The organism is Vibrio salilacus (assembly GCF_002811245.1).
GTDB lineage: Bacteria > Pseudomonadota > Gammaproteobacteria > Enterobacterales > Vibrionaceae > Vibrio > Vibrio salilacus.
On the sequence record NZ_NIVQ01000044.1, the window covers coordinates 1 to 12,661 of the forward strand.

Annotated in this window: 14 protein-coding genes; 2 read left to right on the plus strand and 12 right to left on the minus strand. The window is 48.5% G+C overall.

What is annotated here, in order from left to right; genetic code table 11:
* Positions 1–140: 140 nt before the first annotated feature.
* Positions 141–620, minus strand: coding sequence for a transcription elongation factor GreB (gene greB, locus CDZ87_RS16245; RefSeq protein ID WP_100754471.1), 480 nt, complete (start codon positions 618–620; stop codon positions 141–143).
* A gap of 168 nt (positions 621–788) precedes the next feature.
* Between greB and ompR the strand changes: the two genes are divergently transcribed.
* Together ompR and envZ are read left to right on the plus strand one after the other, a co-directional pair.
* Positions 789–1,508, plus strand: coding sequence for an osmolarity response regulator transcription factor OmpR (gene ompR, locus CDZ87_RS16250; RefSeq protein WP_100754460.1), 720 nt, complete (start codon positions 789–791; stop codon positions 1,506–1,508).
* Positions 1,509–1,585: 77 nt separating this feature from the next.
* Entirely contained in the window at positions 1,586–2,902 is a 1,317-nt protein-coding gene (envZ, locus tag CDZ87_RS16255; RefSeq protein ID WP_100754461.1) for a two-component system sensor histidine kinase EnvZ, read from the plus strand.
* Between the two features lie 127 nt (positions 2,903–3,029).
* Here envZ and CDZ87_RS16260 read toward each other — a convergent pair whose 3' ends face one another.
* The 11 genes from CDZ87_RS16260 to gspD form a co-directional block, all read right to left on the minus strand.
* Positions 3,030–3,779, minus strand: a complete 750-nt coding sequence (locus tag CDZ87_RS16260; RefSeq protein WP_339373786.1) for a type II secretion system protein N — start codon at positions 3,777–3,779, stop codon at positions 3,030–3,032.
* A gap of 19 nt (positions 3,780–3,798) precedes the next feature.
* The gene (locus CDZ87_RS16265) at positions 3,799–4,290 is read right to left on the minus strand and encodes a type II secretion system protein M (protein WP_100754462.1); all 492 of its coding nucleotides are present in this window, start codon (positions 4,288–4,290) and stop codon (positions 3,799–3,801) included.
* A 10-nt stretch (positions 4,291–4,300) separates the two neighbouring features.
* Positions 4,301–5,512 carry a type II secretion system protein GspL gene (gene gspL / locus CDZ87_RS16270; protein WP_100754463.1) on the minus strand — a complete coding sequence of 404 codons (1,212 nt, stop codon included), beginning with the start codon at positions 5,510–5,512 and terminating at the stop codon, positions 4,301–4,303.
* Positions 5,481–6,497 (minus strand): type II secretion system minor pseudopilin GspK, encoded by a 1,017-nt coding sequence (gene gspK, locus CDZ87_RS16275; RefSeq protein WP_172953599.1) that lies wholly within the window; start codon positions 6,495–6,497, stop codon positions 5,481–5,483. The genes gspL and gspK overlap by 32 nt, the downstream gene beginning before the upstream one ends.
* Complete coding sequence (gene gspJ / locus CDZ87_RS16280; protein WP_245834751.1) at positions 6,484–7,149, minus strand: type II secretion system minor pseudopilin GspJ; 666 nt, start codon at positions 7,147–7,149, stop codon at positions 6,484–6,486. The genes gspK and gspJ overlap by 14 nt, the downstream gene beginning before the upstream one ends.
* Positions 7,136–7,492, minus strand: a complete 357-nt coding sequence (gene gspI, locus CDZ87_RS16285; RefSeq protein ID WP_100754465.1) for a type II secretion system minor pseudopilin GspI — start codon at positions 7,490–7,492, stop codon at positions 7,136–7,138. The genes gspJ and gspI overlap by 14 nt, the downstream gene beginning before the upstream one ends.
* Positions 7,479–8,063: a type II secretion system minor pseudopilin GspH gene (gene gspH, locus CDZ87_RS16290; protein ID WP_100754466.1), complete on the minus strand. Its 585-nt coding sequence runs from the start codon at positions 8,061–8,063 to the stop codon at positions 7,479–7,481. Before gspH ends, gspI begins: the two co-directional genes overlap by 14 nt.
* Positions 8,064–8,077: 14 nt before the next feature.
* Positions 8,078–8,521 carry a type II secretion system major pseudopilin GspG gene (gene gspG / locus CDZ87_RS16295; protein WP_100754467.1) on the minus strand — a complete coding sequence of 148 codons (444 nt, stop codon included), beginning with the start codon at positions 8,519–8,521 and terminating at the stop codon, positions 8,078–8,080.
* A 59-nt stretch (positions 8,522–8,580) separates the two neighbouring features.
* Entirely contained in the window at positions 8,581–9,798 is a 1,218-nt protein-coding gene (gspF, locus tag CDZ87_RS16300) for a type II secretion system inner membrane protein GspF (protein WP_100754468.1), read from the minus strand.
* A complete protein-coding gene (gene gspE, locus CDZ87_RS16305) occupies positions 9,798–11,288 on the minus strand; it encodes a type II secretion system ATPase GspE (protein WP_100754469.1) in 1,491 nt (496 codons plus the stop codon). Before gspE ends, gspF begins: the two co-directional genes overlap by 1 nt.
* A partial coding sequence (gene gspD, locus CDZ87_RS16310; RefSeq protein ID WP_100754470.1) for a type II secretion system secretin GspD occupies positions 11,288–12,661 on the minus strand: 1,374 nt, incomplete at its 5' end. The genes gspE and gspD, both read right to left, overlap by 1 nt.

Consider the following 12,661-nt stretch of genomic DNA (forward strand, 5'->3'; position numbering starts at 1 on the left):
CTTCTTGAAATATGGCGCGGTGGTATCCAGTGATGAAGACTATATTCTGACCCAAAAACCTGCCTCAGAGCAATAATTTTGGTCAAAGCAATAGCACCACACAAACATCCTGCCTTGAGCGGGATGTTTGATTATGTTGGTTAATCAGCATGATAACGGATGCTATTCACAAACCACTCTTTTTCACCTTGTGGTGTTTTGACGACAAACTCATCGTCGACCTGTTTTTTTAATAGCGCGCGAGCCATTGGCGAGTCTATCGAGATATACCCTTTAGCATCACCGTAAATCTCATCAGGACCGACAATACGAAATGCCTTCACTTCGCCTGCATCGTTTTCGATCTCGACCCAGGCACCAAAGAAAACTTTGCCTTCTTGCTGCGCCGAGTAGTCGACGACTTTAACTTGCTCTAAGCGTTTGCGTAAATAGCGCACCCGACGGTCGATCTCACGGAGACGCTTCTTGTTGTATTGATAATCTGCGTTTTCACTTCGGTCACCAAGACTCGCCGCCCAAGTCACTTTTTTGGTCACTTCAGGGCGCTCTTCTTTCCAGAGAAAGTCGAGCTCTTTTTTAAGTCGATCAAAGCCTTCGCGTGTTATTAGGTTGGTTTTCATAATTCTGACGAGTTTAAATTGCAGTTCCGACATACATTAGCTAAAAAAGAAATAAACGTTAACAATTCTTTGCGCCAATTGCGCCCGAACAGTGTTACATTTTACACTGTGCGATTGGATCTGGTATCCGAGTCTCGCGCAAGCTGATTGAATAGGTGGACCTACTACATGCAAGAAAATCACAAGATATTAGTTGTCGATGATGACGCACGACTTCGTGCTCTATTAGAACGTTACTTATCGGAACAAGGCTTCCAAGTTCGTAGCGTTGCGAACAGCGAACAAATGGACCGTCTACTCACGCGCGAAACTTTCCATTTAATGGTGCTCGATCTGATGCTGCCTGGTGAAGATGGCTTGTCGATATGCCGCCGCCTGCGCAACGCCAATAACACCTTACCGATTTTAATGCTCACAGCTAAAGGCGACGAGGTCGACCGCATTGTCGGCCTTGAAGTAGGCGCAGACGATTATCTGCCAAAACCATTCAATCCCAGAGAGCTGCTCGCACGGATCAAAGCCGTGTTACGCCGCCAAACCATCGAACTGCCTGGCGCGCCTAGCAGTGAAGAATTGATGGTTGAATTTGGTGATTTTCGTTTAAATCTCGGAACGCGTGAGATGTTCCGCGGCGAGCAAGCCATGCCACTCACGTCAGGTGAGTTTGCCGTACTCAAAGCGTTAGTGACCAATGCCCGTGAACCAATGTCGCGTGATAAGCTAATGAATATGGCACGTGGGCGTGAATACTCGGCGATGGAGCGTTCGATTGATGTTCAGATCTCTCGTTTACGCCGCATGCTTGAGGTCGACCCAAGTAAACCTCGTTACATTCAAACCGTTTGGGGACTAGGTTATGTGTTTGTCCCAGATGGCAAAGAAGCCTAACTCAGCAACCCATTCCCCAGTGCGAGCCTACAGCTCGCACTGTTTGTTTTTATCCGTCCTTTTTTAAGGTAGGTGTTATGCGTATTCGCAGCTCATTTACTCAATCAATTTTTATCTTCCTCACACTCCTGATCGCTAGCCAGGTCTACTCTTATTATGCGGTCTTTAACTACGCTTTAATGCCCAGTTTGCAGCAGTTCAACAAGATTCTTGGTCACGAAATCAACTTGATGCTCGATGACTCCGCCAGCCTAGGCGATCAACTCAACATCGATGCTCCATTGCGCCAGCGAGTGCTCGAACAACTTGGGGTGACCATTCATGCTCAAGACAGCGCCATTGCAGATGAGTATCATCATGCCGTGACGATCGATCTAATGAGTGAAGAGATGACCAACGAGCTAGGCTCGCCCACCGATGTACGCATGATGTTGGGGGAACAGAGCTACATTTTGTGGATGAAAATCGACTCTTTGCCGGGCTCTTTGTTACGAATTCCACTGTCTGAGTTACAAGAAGAGGACTTTACGCCACTATTTCGTAATAGCCTCATCATGGCGATGTTGATTGTCGCGGGTGGGTGGTTGTTTATTCGCTTGCAAAATCGCCCCTTGATGGCCCTAGAAAAAGCAGCAAAAGGCGTTGGCCGTGGAGAGATCCCCGCGCCGCTGCCAGAAAAAGGCGCCTCTGAGATTCGCTCAGTCACTCGAGCCTTCAACCAGATGTCTAAGGGCATTCAGGCCCTAGAAGAAGACCGTACACTGCTGATGGCAGGTATCAGTCACGATCTACGCACGCCACTGACGCGGATTCGCTTAGCGACCGAAATGATGCCACCGGAAGAGAGTTATCTCGCCGAAAGTATTATTAGCGATACCGAAGAATGTAACGAGATCATCAGTCAGTTCATGGACTACCTCAAGCCAGTCAATCGCCAGTCATTTGTACACGTTGACCTAAACGAGATTGCCAATGAGGTTGCTTCATCCGAAGGTGGTTATGAAGTTCAGATTGAAACCAAACTCCACCAGCAACTTAAAGAGACACTGGGCAGTCCGATTGCGATTAAACGCGCCGTAAGTAACTTAGTGGTGAACGCAATTCGCTACGGCAACGGCTGGATACGAGTAAGCACCGGTATGACGGCAGACAATAAGCTAGTTTGGGTGTGTGTGGAAGATAATGGGCCCGGTATAGAGCAGAGCCAGATAGGCAAATTATTTGAACCGTTTACTCGCGGAGACACGGCGCGGGGCAGTGAGGGCACCGGGTTGGGCCTAGCGATAGTCAAACGTATTCTTAGTCAACACAATGGCTCGGTGATTATGAACAACCGCAGTGGCGGCGGACTCAAAGTACAAATCAGTTTCCCTGCGAGCAAATCGTTTCCCTGAGAACAAATCGTTTTCATACAAGACACCGTTGCCCTGCAACCTCGCGTCTTACAACAAGCATTCCTGTTCAATAATAAAATCAGGGCCGCATGATGCGGCCCTGAGTAAACAAACCTAAGCGGGAAAACTAAAGACGCCCTTGATAGCGAAACTGATATTTACCCTCAGCATCGGCTTGCTCGGGCAACCATTTAAGTTGCTGTTGCAAACTGCCTGGGAACTCAGCCAATGGCTTGAACCACGCCGACGTTGAATAGCTGCTGTCTGGATTCAGACTGGCAACAAAACCACTCTCGACGGCATCACTACGCTGCTCACCTTGGGCATCAATTTGGTTTTGCTGACAGGTAAAGTTCACCACCACAGGACCAAGGGCAATCTCGGCCATTGGCATCACCACCTTGTTAGTATTCCAGACTAGGCTCCCCTCCGCACTGTCACAATAAGGCTCACCATAGCGATAATCACGCACACTCAACTCGACTTGCCCAGTCAATTCAACGGGCACAGGCAGAGTCGGTGCAAACTGCATCACTTGCTCGACGGGCAATGACGCGATGAAGTTTTGCGCGTAGGCGCCGCGAGTCGAGACACCGACCACTCCTCGTCCAAGCACACCGAGATCACTATCGCGGCCGAAACGAACTTGCGCTTCTAATTTACCAGTCAGTAACTTAATCACATTCAACTGCCAGTTCAGTGAGCCATAATTGCGCTTTTGCCAGTTCACTTGTTGCACCGAGCCTTGCCATAACGTACCTTGAACGCCAGTTAACGTCAGTGGCGCAGGCAGAGGCGCATACATCACAATAAACTGCGCGGGTAGATGAACCATGGCACTAACCACTAACACACCTACTAGCAGCAGTGTCGACAACAGGATTTTCCTCACCACACTACCCTCGACTCAATTGCAAACGCTTGATTTCAACCATGCCATCACGTTCGGCTTTGTCGATATCGAGGAAAACCACACCAATACCGTGCGTTTCCTGCAAAAAAGACAACCAGCGAATAAACTGATTAAACGGCATCGGCGAGATCCACACTTGGAACGCTTCACCGCGCGGCTGAACCCGAATTAACTCAACGTTAAATTGCCCCACACTTGAGGAAATCGCCTGATTGATCGGCAGGCTTGAGACACGCTTACCGCCTTGACCGCGAAATTGGTTGATGTCATCGGCTTTTTCTTTAACCCAAGAAAGCAACTGCTTTTCGCTTTGGATACGCATTTGCGCATTGGCGGCGCGTTCACTGACAGGTTGAACAATCCCCCAGTATAAGCCACCGAGCACCAACACGAGGGCACACACCACCACCGAGCGCTGTTCTCGTAGCGAAATGCTCAGCCACCAATTTTGTAAGGAACTTATTACTTGCTTCATCTTCGTTGCCTCACAATGGTTTTAAAACAAACGAACCAATCACCGCCTCGCCTGAGCGATTAAGCTGACCTTGCTCGACAGTAAATTGTTCAGATAACAACTGCGCCGCGCGCTCAAAGGTTTGAAAATCTTTGCTTTGCGCTTGTATTCGAATTTCGTCACGCCCAGCGTCATATTTAAAGCTAGTGAGATTTAGTGCCGGCACTTTGGCAAGCTGTGGCGCCATCTCAATCATCGATTCAAATAGCGCACTTTGCTCACCGCCCTCGGACAGACGTGACGCTTCGCGTTCCATTTCGCGCTTCAAATAGCTCACGGTAGGAATTTTCACTTTGCCCGGCAATGATTGACGGAAAATACGCTCGCTCTCGGTACGATAAGCATTCGCCTGCGCTTCATAAGTTTGGATTTTCAGTACGTTATTCACCACCACCACGGCCAGTAACAACACCGCCGCCACTGCCACTTTTTGCCACACTTTCCAGTAGCGACTTAACGATGACTTCGGTTTAAATTGCCCCGTCAGCAGGTTGATCTTACTCGTCACCGCTTGCTCAGCCAGTAACTCCATCACTAGCACAGGTTCGGCCAACTGCCATTGTTGTTGTTGGTCTGACGGCAAAGAAGGTAAGGCCGAGTAGGCGGTGACGGGTAAAGGCTCATCCTCTTGCTTAACCCAATCTGACTCAACAACCAGTGCCAACCAATCCGAGGAGATGCTCATACCTAGATAAGGCGATTTCTTTAACAACCAGTTGCCATCTAACTCAACCGCAGTAATACCCTCGACATTAGGCAACGCCAACACATCCGGCATCACTTTGTAGATCTGACAGCCGATATCCCTTAAGCGCATTAACACACTTTCAAACCATTCACTATCAACCGCACAAACCTGTGCGCGACCTTGTGCTTGATGCAAAAGGGTAAAATGGAGCTGATCCACATCCTGAGCCAGCTCATCTTCCAGTACATAAGGTAGCATGGTCTCAAGCTGACGACTTGCGCCTGACGGAATCGCGACATCCGCTAACACTAAGCTGTCTGCGGCCAATAACACCAACGTGCGGCGCTGCTCAGCATACGTCGCCAGTTGCACTAATTCATGCTGACTGGCAAGCTCACCACTGGCGATCACTGCCTTTTGTACTGGTGACCAAACTAGCCATTGCACCGCTTGATCTAAGTTGTTACTCAGTCGAACGATCAGAAACTCGTTCACCGATACCTCCGAAGCGGCGGCGAATCACCGTCGCAGTTTCTTTATTATTACTGTAAAGCAAACTACGGAGCCGAATACGTGATTCGCCCACCAACAGTTGTGCATCAAGTTCAAAGTAGCTGCTTGTCACCGACAAGTAGCCTTTAATATTATCGCGAGCATCAGGTGGCACCGTACTCAGCGCACTTTCATTTAAAAAATCATCAATCGACGTCCAGCCATCAAAAGGGCGATCCTCAAGTAACTGCTTAGCTGCATCAAGGCCCAACGTGGGATAAAAAAGGGCCGCAAGCAAAGCGCCATGATCAACATCAACCGTATTGACGTTGAGGCGCAAATCCGCTACCGGTAACGCACAAATCATGGGGGCGACTTTCTCCATCACCTCTCCAGAGACTTGCTGCACCGCTCTGAGCTCCGAACTATCAGCAAGCAGCACATTGGCACTCAGATATGCCGGTGACATTGATTCATAAAAGCTGTCTTCAGCACCAGTGGCTGAGTCGACGTTAGTATTGCTATCTACATAATCCCACAGGGATTGAGCGATGGTTTCAGCTTGGTAGTTTTCAACCTCTAACTCTTCAAGTAAGTGCTGAAAAGTATCCACCAAATAAGGCGTTGCTCCAGATCCAGCTTGCACGCTTTGCCCAGCGAGCGCATTGAGGTTAAAGCATGCCTGCTTGTCGACTAAGCGTCCAGTTAACGTGCCGTAGTCAAGCGGGTACGTTTGCTCCTCTAATGCCCACGGCTGGGACAAGTTAATCGTATCTGAGTCTTTAAAGCTCTGCTCAAGACCTAATTTAACCAAAGCTTCAGCACCAATGCTGTACCAATACGTTTGTTGGTAATTGATCTGATTGGTTGCACGGCGAAACTGGCCAAATAAGCGCTCAGTCATGCTCGCGGCGATACTGACCATTACCACCAACAACATCAGCACAACAATCAGCGCGACGCCACGCTGTTTTTTAGCTGGCATCATTTCGTTCCTCAGTGGCATCAATACTACCGCCTCCCGTTAGGTAGAGACGTTCAATCTCACCATAATCGCTCAGCGTCATCTTGACCGCGACTGCTTGAGGTAGCGTCAGCTTGGTCTGCCACTCATCTTTCCACTCCTTGCCATCAAAAAAGCGCAGTTCAAACGCCTCAACGTCGTCAAGCAGTGGCATGACAATCCCCTCTTGCCCCGCGGGCGTATCGGAGTAGCGCCAAAACAGACGTTCTAACGTGTTATCTTTAATCCGATAACCGACCTTGCTCACCTCACCACGTGGAAACTGTTGCTGAGGATTGTGCCAACCCAAGCGGACAAACATCACGCCTTTAGCATCGGAGTCGAGCAAATAATCTTTCCATTCGAGTAGCAAAGGATCTGGGTCTTCACCATTAGTACGCGATTGACGCAGCGCCATCTGGCGAAAGTCACTGTCCATGAACACCAACGTTCGCTGCAAAGACTTAAGGCGAGCACTGCGTTCAAGAGAGATTTCGTTGCTACGCTGAACCTGGTTCAAGACTTGGTAGGCACCCACACTCAAACTGGCAAAAATCGCCATCGATAACAGCACCTCGATTAAGGTGAAACCGTGCTGACGAGCGAGCCTGCTGCGCTGGATTTTACTTGGCGACATAACTTCTGACCGTGACCACAGGTGAGCCTTTAGCCGTGGTTGCCACACTCACGTCAAACGCTTGCAACATGTCACCAGCAGTATTGACAGGTTCAACGCTCCAAAACCACTCTCGACTCGCCAACTGTTCTTGCCCTTGTTGTTTACTCGGTTTTTGCCCAGTTAACATGACTTTGGCCATCTGGTTATCGGCCACCATCGCCGCAAACGTTTTTTCTTCAAGATAGTTAAGTGTATTAAGGTGCTGGCTGACCGAGCGAATGGTTGCAATCGCCGCAGTCGCAAATATGGCTAACGCGACCAACACTTCGAGCAGTGTAAAACCGTTGTTAGTTCGCCTCATCGCTTTCTCCCGGTGCCAGTAACACTATCTGACTGTTCTCTTTGGCGATAATTCGCCAGCTATCTTGTTCGCTATCGCCTTGCTGAGGATAAATCGCCAGCGAAAACGGCGTTAGCTCACCACTCGACATGATCAAGATCTGCGGCGGAGGCAAACGCTTATCGGCTTCCTCATCAGCAAACATCTGTTCATCAAACAAGCTGCCTGGTTTAAACAGTCGCTGTTTGTCATTCCACACATCGCCACCAAGATCGAGCTGCAGCGCTAAGTTATCAGGCAGTTCAGATTGAGCGCGAAGTTTGGTGTCTTGTAGCGCCTGCCAACCTTCCGCTTGCAAAGTCATAAAGCGTAACTGCGATGTTTTATCGTCGACGTGCAAGCCAAAATCTTTGCCACTTAAGATCGCTTCTTCATTAAGTAATTGAAGGCGATGGTAAAGCGATTGCGCTTGCTGCTTCGCTCCATCCTCGGCATTCTGTGGCAAAGTAGAGATAACCGCCACCGCAGCTAAAGACATCACGACTAACACCAACAATATCTCTAGTAGGGTAAACCCCGAGTGATGACGCATTGTGTACTACTCAATTATTGGAAATCTTGAATATTCCAGTTACCAATATCGGTATTCGCGCCTTCTCCACCTTCTTGAGCGTCAGCGCCAAGAGTGAAGATGTCTACGTTGCCGTTATCGCCAGGGCTCAAGTATTGATAGTCGTTACCCCATGGGTCAGTCGGTAGACGTTTGATGTAACCACCACTACGGTAGTTGCGTGGCTCAGGACTTGATGGTTTCGTCACCAATGCCTCCAGGCCCTGATCCGTCGATGGATAAACGCTGTTATCGAGCTTGTACATGTCGAGCGCATTTTCTAGCGCCACAATATCAGCAATCGCTTTTTGTTGGTCGGCTTTCTCTTTATTGCCCAGAAGGTTAGGTACAACCACACTGGCCAAAATACCTAAGATAACCACAACAACCATCACTTCTAACAGTGTAAAGCCTTGCTGCTTACTGCGTTTAAATTTCATTGTTCTCTCCGAAAGTTTACTTCAATCTATTTCTTCAATAGATACATCTTAATAAGCTCTTATCCGCTCATTAAATTATTCATTTCCAACATCGGCATCAATATCGCCATAACGATAAATAGCACCAAGCTGGCCATTAGTGCGATCAACATTGGGGTAAAAATACCTAGCGCAATATTGACCGTCGATTCAAAGTTTTGTTCTTGGTTATCGGCTGAGCGCGTCAACATGCTCTCCAGTTCGCCACTTTGCTCACCACTGGCAATCATGTGCAACATCATCGGAGGGAATAACCGGGTTTGAGCCAGTGCTTTGCGCAAACTCGTGCCCTCTCGGACATTATCTGCGGCCAACAACACTTGCTGCTTGACGTAACGGTTCGACATCACATCAACCGCAACACGCATCCCTTCCAAAATCGGAATCGCACTGGAAGTACAAATCGACAAAGTGCGAGCAAATCGAGCCGTATTCAAACCACGAGAGATTTTACCTAGCAACGGCACATTGAGTATTTTTCGATCCCAAGCAAGCCTAAAATTCGGCTTTTTCAGCGCCAGTTTAAGGCCATAAAACAGCACCGTAACCACCACTACCATGACCATGCCCCACTCTTGCACAAAGTCGCTGGCAGACAGCAGCATTTTTGTCGACGTCGGTAGCTCTTGACCCATCTGAAGAATGGGTTCGATAATCTTAGGCACCACGGAAGAGAGCAGCAGCGCCACCACACCCACAGCAAAAACCACCAATACGACAGGGTAGATCATTGCTTGCAGTAGCTTAGCGTGCATTTTTTGCCTATTTTCTACATAATCAGCCAGACGCGCTAACACGGTATCTAGGTGACCCGATTTTTCGCCCGCGGCGACCATAGAACAGTAAAGTTCATCAAAAATATGCGGATACTGCCCCAAACTTTCGACCAGTGGATAACCTTCTGTCACTTTGGAACGCACCGTTGCCATCATTGAGCGAATTCGAGGCTTTTCTGCCTGCTCAGAGACCGCTTTTAAACACTCTTCGAGCGGCATACCCGATTGGACTAAGGTCGAAAGTTGGCGAGTGATCAAAGCGAGCTCGACCGTTTTAATACCACGTTTAAACCCGACAGAAGCAGACGAATTGGCCGTTTTTACTTTACTCTCCATCACCTCTATCGGAATCAAACCTTGCTCTTTAAGACGAGCACGTACCTGACGCGCGTTATCGCCTTCAATCACCCCTTTTTTGGTTTTGCCTTTGGCATCTAACGCCCGATATTCAAATGCCGCCATTATGCTTCCTTGGTCACTCGCATCACTTCTTCAAGTGAGGTAATTCCCGCTAACACTTTATCTAGCCCATCTTGGCGAATGCTCGGGGTTTTCTCGCGAATACTGTTCTCAATCGCCTGTTCGCCCGCTTCACTGTGAATCAAAGTTTGTACGGTATCATCGACCAGTAATAGTTCATGAATACCCGTCCGGCCGCGATAGCCTTTAAAGTTACACTTTTCACAGCCACACGGACGATAAAGCGTCAGTTCGTGCTGGTTAGTCACATCAAACAGTCTCTTAGTTTCATCGTCAGCTTGATACGGCGTTTTACAATCAGAGCATAAGGTTCTCACCAAGCGCTGAGCCAGCACGCCCAATAACGACGATGAAATCAAGAAAGGTTCGATGCCCATATCACGCAAACGCGTAATCGCACCCACTGCGGTGTTAGTGTGCAGAGTCGACATCACTAAGTGTCCGGTTAATGAAGCTTGCACGGCGATTTGTGCGGTTTCTAGATCACGAATCTCACCCACCATTACCACATCTGGATCTTGACGCAAAATGGCACGCAAACCACGAGCAAAGGTCATCTCGACTTTGGGGTTGACTTGCGTCTGTCCAATGCCATCAATATCAAATTCAATCGGGTCTTCAACCGTAAGAATGTTGCGCTCATTACTGTTGATTTCCGTTAAACCCGCATAAAGCGTGGTCGATTTACCGGACCCCGTAGGCCCCGTCACTAAAATAATTCCGTGCGGGCGTTGAATGATGTTGCGAAAAGCAGCTTGGTTATTTGGCGTCATACCTAAACTGTGCAGATCCAAACGGGTCGCATTCTTGTCGAGTAAGCGCATCACTACTCGCTCACCATGAGAAGAAGGCATAGTCGACACACGCACATCAACCGCTCGGCCACCAATACGCAGAGAAATACGACCGTCTTGAGGCACGCGTTTTTCAGCAATGTCTAATTTGGCCATGACCTTAACCCGCGAGACTAGCAAGGGGGCCAATTTACGACTTGGTGCGAGGACATCACGCAGCACGCCATCGACCCGGAAGCGAATCGAGAGGCTTTTTTCAAAGGTCTCAATGTGAATATCTGACGCTCCCTCCTTGATCGCTTCACCGAGCATGGCATTAATCAGTTTAATGATCGGCGCATCGTCCTCTGACTCGAGCAAGTCTTCGTCTTGTGGTAACTCTTCAGCTAATGAAAAAAAGTCATCACTGTCAGCACCAATGTCTTCCATCAACTGACGCGCCTCAGATGAGTCACGTTGGTAGGCTTGAGTTAGCTTACGCTCAAAAGCTTCGGTATTCATAGCTTGCAAGCGAAACGGCTGCGCACACACCCGTTTGACTTCAAGCAGCGCCTGCATCGACATCGGCTCAATATAGTAGAGCACCAGATCGCCATCCATTTGCTCTAACACCAACTTAAAGCGATTGGCAAAGCTAAACGGCAGGCGCTTCACATTTGGTATTACCGCTAAATCCATTACTGTGTTTCCATCTGATCAAGAAACGCTTGAATTTCAGCAGAGTGACGAATGTTATCGCCAAATTCAGGCAACACAGGAATATGGGCATCATCCATCAACTTCAGCCCTTGATCCGCTTTATACAGCTGCTCGGCACGAATAAAGTTGTATTTGCGCTGAGTGATACCATCCGCCGTCATGCCATCACGAATAATGGTCGGTTTGATGAATACCATTAGGTTTTTCTTTTCAACTTGAGTGCTGGTCGATTTAAACAGGTGTCCAAGATAAGGGATATCACCTAAAAGTGGCACTTTTGATTCACTCTCAAGCGCGCGTTCATCAATCAAACCACCAAGGACGATCATTTGACCATCTTCAACCATTACTGAGGTATTAAGCTGACGTTTAGCAAAACGCACATCAACCGCGCCATTTGCGCCAAGGACATTCGAGACTTCTTGCTCGATGTCGAGCTGAACCGAATTACCTTCATTGATTTGCGGCATCACTTTGAGCTTGATACCGACTTCTTTACGATCAACGGTTTGAAATGGGTTGTCGTTATTCGAGCCAGCACTTGACCCGGTTAATACCGGCACTTCCTCACCAACAATAAACGACGCTTCGCCGTTATCCATCACGGTAATGCTCGGAGATGACAAAATGTTCGAATTCGAGTCGGTCGATACCGCGCTAATTAACGCCGTCCAATCACCCATCACAACACTTAATGCCGCGCCATTAACGCCAGAAAGTGCAGAAGCTAAAGATGAGTAGTCACCGGATTCGGTCACGCTATAAGGGACTCGATTACCATTATTGTCAGTGTAGTATTCAGTACTCGTTTGATCTTTTGCTTCTTCCAAACCAACCATCACCTGGCCAATAGGCGCGCCTGAATTACCATACTGGATAGCGGCTCCACTTTCTAAAGAGCCCCACTGCACGCCGAGATTGATACCATCCCCCTCGGCCATTTCGACGATCAAGGCTTCAATCAACACTTGAGCACGCCGAATATCCAATTGAGCAATCACATCTTGCAGCGCAATCATAATATCTGGCGGAGCTGCGAGGACCAAAGCGTTCGTTTCTGGATGAGCGGCGATCATGACATCATTACGCTGAGAGCCGGAAGAGGCTTTTGAGCCCGAGGACTTCTCGACTTGCAAGTTGTCAGACACCCCTTTAAGCACATCAACCAAGTCTTCTGCGTTAGCGTACTTTAGGTAAACCACACGGTTATTACCTTTCGAAGCCATTTCTACATCAAGCTGTTGAATTAAGCGACGTAGACGCTGACGTACTTGTGGATCGCCCGAAAGCAAAATTGAGTTGGTTCGATCATCGGCGACCAATTGAGGTTGTAAAAAGGCCGGCGTGTTTTT